Consider the following 2,106-nt stretch of genomic DNA (forward strand, 5'->3'; position numbering starts at 1 on the left):
CCAAGCCTTTTTCTTTGCGAAATTATTCGCCCAAACGCTCTTTAATACGAGCAGATTTACCTGAACGTTCACGTAAGTAGTAAAGTTTAGCTTTACGTACTGCACCTTTACGTTTAACAGCAATAGAATCTACAGCTGGAGAGTGAGTTTGGAATACACGCTCAACACCTACACCGTTAGAAATTTTACGTAAAGTGAATGCTGAGTGCAAGCCACGGTTACGAATTGCAATAACCACGCCTTCGAATGCTTGCAAACGACGTTTGCTACCTTCAACTACCCATACTTTAACTTCTAAAGTATCACCTGGGCGGAAGCTAGGTACATTTTGTTTTAATTGTTCTTGTTCAAGTTGTTTGATAATGTTAGACATTGTTTGATCCTTTATTGATCCTAGATGTAACTGAAACTAACTGTTATATTCGGCTTGCGCTTCTTTTAACAGCTTACGTTGTTCGTCAGTCAGAGCTAGGCCTTCTAAGAGCTCAGGGCGTCGGAGCCACGTTCTTTGTAGCGATTGTTTTAATCGCCATTTCCGAATTTCTTCGTGATGTCCCGACATCAGCACGGGTGGTACAGTTAATCCTTCTAACACTTCCGGTCTGGTGTAATGCGGACAATCTAATAAACCATCTGCGAAAGAATCTTCTTCTGCAGAGGCTTGCTTGCCTAATACACCGGGAATAAAACGCGCAACAGCATCAATTAATGTCATTGCAGGCAATTCCCCACCGGTCAGAACGTAATCGCCAATTGACCATTCTTCATCAATTTCAGTTTGAATCAATCGCTCATCAATACCTTCGTAACGTCCACATACCAAAATCAATTTCTGATTTTGAGCAAGTTCGGTTACGCCGCCTTGATCGAGTTTACGTCCTTGTGGCGAAAGGTAAATCACCTTTGCGCCTTCTCCTGCCGCTGCTTTCGCAGCATGAATCGCATCCCGTAAAGGTTGCACCATCATCAGCATTCCAGGACCACCACCATAAGGACGGTCATCCACGGTTTTATGCTTGTCGAATGTAAAATCTCTTGGATTCCAACATTCTACTTGCAGAAGATTATGTTTTACGGCTCTTCCTGTAACCCCAAATTCCGTAATCGCTTTAAACATTTCGGGGAATAATGAAATCACCCCTATCCACATAAAAAGCCTACTACATTACGTTTGTGCATACTTGAGATTAGAAACCAGCGTCCCAATCCACTTCAATTGTTTTCGTGGTGAGATCGACTCTTTTAACTACTTGTTCATACAAAAACGGAATTAACCGCTCTTGTTTTCCAAAAGCATCTTTGGTATTGGCTTTAACCACTAACACATCATTAGAACCGGTTTCCATCATCTCTGTTACCGTTCCCATTGTATAACCTTCTAAGTTTACGACTGAACAACCGATTAAATCGTGCCAGTAGTAATCGCCCTCTTCCAGTTCAGGGAAAACAGATAAATCCACACCAATTTCAACATTCGCTAAAGTTTGTGCAGCTTCACGATCATCAACGCCTTTTAATTTAACGATGATTTCGTGATTATGATGACGCCAGTTTTCTAATTCAGTTGGCTGCCATTCACCTTTGATTTTTAAAAACCAAGGTTGATAATCAAAAATGCTTTCAGCTTGTTCTGTTGATGAATAAATACGTAACCACCCACGAATACCGTAGGTTGAGCCTAATTTGCCCACAACTTCAATGCGTTGTTGTTCCATATTTTTCACCTATCTTAGTTTAAGAACTAAATCAAAAAGCGAGATTATGCTTTTTGAGCTTCTTTTACCAAAGTTGCAACACGATCTGAAAGTGATGCACCTTGAGCAACCCAGTGGTTTACACGCTCAAGATCAACACGAAGACGCTCTGCGTTACCTTGTGCGATTGGGTTGAAGAAACCTACACGCTCAATAAAACGACCGTCACGTGGTGAACGACTGTCAGCTACTACGATTTGATAAAATGGGCGTTTTTTAGCTCCGCCACGAGATAAACGAATGGTTACCATAACCTTCCTCTAAATGTTTAATTACTAAAAGAATATTCTCAAGCTCGAAAGTGATTTAAGAATATAGCTTACTTTTTTCTCTGTATATATAGACAAAAAGC

4 protein-coding genes are annotated in these 2,106 nt (G+C 40.8%); all 4 read right to left on the minus strand.

Annotated elements, in window-relative coordinates; translation table 11 throughout:
• Window positions 1–22: 22 nt before the first annotated feature.
• The 4 genes from rplS to rpsP are packed head-to-tail and all read right to left on the minus strand — an operon-like array spanning window position 23 to window position 2,005.
• Complete coding sequence (rplS, locus tag DPV95_RS10310) at window positions 23–373, minus strand: 50S ribosomal protein L19 (protein WP_005697898.1); 351 nt, start codon at window positions 371–373, stop codon at window positions 23–25.
• A gap of 36 nt (window positions 374–409) precedes the next feature.
• Complete coding sequence (gene trmD, locus DPV95_RS10315) at window positions 410–1,150, minus strand: tRNA (guanosine(37)-N1)-methyltransferase TrmD (protein WP_049367234.1); 741 nt, start codon at window positions 1,148–1,150, stop codon at window positions 410–412.
• Window positions 1,151–1,187: 37 nt separating this feature from the next.
• On the minus strand, window positions 1,188–1,715 hold the full coding sequence (gene rimM, locus DPV95_RS10320; RefSeq protein ID WP_005697003.1) for a ribosome maturation factor RimM: 528 nt from the start codon (window positions 1,713–1,715) through the stop codon (window positions 1,188–1,190).
• A 44-nt stretch (window positions 1,716–1,759) separates the two neighbouring features.
• Window positions 1,760–2,005: a 30S ribosomal protein S16 gene (gene rpsP / locus DPV95_RS10325; protein ID WP_005697005.1), complete on the minus strand. Its 246-nt coding sequence runs from the start codon at window positions 2,003–2,005 to the stop codon at window positions 1,760–1,762.
• Window positions 2,006–2,106: the final 101 nt, after the last annotated feature.

The organism is Haemophilus parainfluenzae (genome assembly GCF_003252755.1).
GTDB lineage: Bacteria > Pseudomonadota > Gammaproteobacteria > Enterobacterales > Pasteurellaceae > Haemophilus_D > Haemophilus_D parainfluenzae_N.

Bases quoted from the DNA above. Each gene is read 5' to 3' on its own strand.
- rplS (WP_005697898.1), bottom strand. From the start codon at position 373: ATGTCTAACATTATCAAACAACTTGAACAAGAACAATTAAAACAAAAT.
- trmD (WP_049367234.1), bottom strand. From the start codon at position 1,150: ATGTGGATAGGGGTGATTTCATTATTCCCCGAAATGTTTAAAGCGATT.
- rimM (WP_005697003.1), bottom strand. From the start codon at position 1,715: ATGGAACAACAACGCATTGAAGTTGTGGGCAAATTAGGCTCAACCTAC.
- rpsP (WP_005697005.1), bottom strand. From the start codon at position 2,005: ATGGTAACCATTCGTTTATCTCGTGGCGGAGCTAAAAAACGCCCATTT.